The sequence below is a fragment of the Sulfurimonas sp. genome (genome assembly GCF_026988655.1).
Classification (GTDB): domain Bacteria; phylum Campylobacterota; class Campylobacteria; order Campylobacterales; family Sulfurimonadaceae; genus Sulfurimonas.
In genome coordinates this window covers 1-1,822 of the sequence record NZ_JALSKT010000047.1, presented here as the reverse complement: position 1 = coordinate 1,822, position 1,822 = coordinate 1, and the positions used below count along the sequence as shown (strand labels likewise).

Annotated in this window: 2 protein-coding genes; both read right to left on the bottom strand. The window is 37.7% G+C overall.

The window, feature by feature from the left end:
• The coding region (locus MV052_RS04845; RefSeq protein ID WP_297441512.1) for a D-sedoheptulose 7-phosphate isomerase at positions 1–485 on the bottom strand (485 nt) is incomplete at its 3' end.
• A partial coding sequence (gene rfaE2 / locus MV052_RS04840) for a D-glycero-beta-D-manno-heptose 1-phosphate adenylyltransferase (protein ID WP_297441510.1) occupies positions 482–1,822 on the bottom strand: 1,341 nt, incomplete at its 5' end. The genes rfaE2 and MV052_RS04845, both read right to left, overlap by 4 nt.

Genomic DNA, 1,822 nt, shown 5'->3' with positions numbered 1-1,822 from the left:
CTTGGAACTACTAAGTTTATATCACAAAACTCGCTCATCGCCCCACCATCTTGTCCACTAAAGCCAATGGTTTTACAACCCATGTTTCGTCCAAGGCTTAAAGCTCTAAGAACATTTTTACTATTTCCACTTGTGGAAATCCCTATAAGCAGATCTCCCTCACGAGCTAGTGCTTCTACTTGCCTATCAAATACTCTATCATATCCATAGTCATTGCCTACTGCTGTTAAAACAGAGGTGTCGGTTGTAAGAGCAATTCCTGGTAGCCCTCTTCTTTCTACTTTGTAGCGTCCACTTAGCTCAGCTGCAATATGTTGTGCATCTGCTGCACTTCCACCATTTCCAAAAAGCAGAATTTTGCCGCCATTTTTTATAGTATCTGTTGCTATAATGCAGGCTGTATATATATGGCTCTGCATAGTCTCTATCGTTTTTTCTATTGTCTCCTTGTGAGCATTCATCTCACTTGTTATCATGTTCATCATCGTCTTGCCTTTTCTATTATCTTTGTTGTACTTTTCCCATCTACAAAATCTACAAGCCTAACCTCTTTAGCTATATCGCTTCCTACCACCTCTTTGCCCTCATAGTCTCCACCTTTTACTAGCACATCTGGTTTTATAGAGTTTATAAGTTCATATGGAGTGTCCTCTTCAAACTCTACTACAAAACTCACAGATTCTAACGCTCCAAGTACATAAGCTCTATCACTACTCTCATTGATAGGTCGATTTTCACCTTTTAGTCTTTTTACAGAAGCATCCGAGTTTAGTCCAACTATAAGTATATCTCCAAAACTTTTTGCAACTTCTAAGTACTTTACATGACCAGCATGGATGATATCAAAGCAGCCGTTTGTAAAGACTATTTTTTTATCTCTAAAGTTTTTTAAAAACTCTATCATCTTTTTTTTAGTTTTAATTTTATTTTCTATCTTGCCACTTCTAAGACTATGCTCATACATCTCAACCTCATCAAGACTCACAGTTGCACTTCCAAGTTTTCCAACAACAACAGCAGCTGCACTTGTAGCAAATAGGGCTGAGCTTTTTATGTTCAATCCACAACTAAGAGCATACCCAAACGAAGCAAGAACAGTATCACCAGCACCCGTTACATCAAAAACTTCTCTTGCAACAGTTGGCACTTTTGTTACCTCATCACCAAATATAGCCATGCCATCTCCGCTTAAAGTGATGACTACATAATCCAAATCCAATGAACTTTTTAGCAACTCTCCCGCTTCATAAAGACTCTTCTTATCTTTTATATCTATCTTAGTCGCCTCAATTGCCTCTTTTTTGTTTGGAGTTATAAGAGTTGCACCTTTATACTTGTTATAGTCGTCGCCTTTGGGGTCAACTAAAACAAACTTGTTTTTCTTTTTTGCCAAATCTATAAGCTTGCATGTAAGAGTATCTGTAAGTACACCTTTACCATAATCGCTTAGCAAAACTGCATCAAAATCACCAACAATCTCCTTGAATCTTCCATATAGCTCATCTTCACTTTTTTGGCTTATGTTCTCTTTTGACTCTTTATCATATCTGATTATCTGCTGATGAACTGCTATAACACGGCTCTTTTTACTTGTATGTCTATCTTTTTGTTTTACTATATTTACAGAATCAACACCTGAGTTTTTTAGCATTTCCAAAAGCTCTTCGCCATTGCCGTCATTCCCAATAACACTCAAAACACTCACATCTGCACCCATAGTTACAAGATTGTTTATGACATTTCCAGCCCCGCCAAGAACTGTTGTTTCTCTATCTATATCTACAACTTGCACAGGAGCCTCAGGGCTTATGCGGTTGCATTT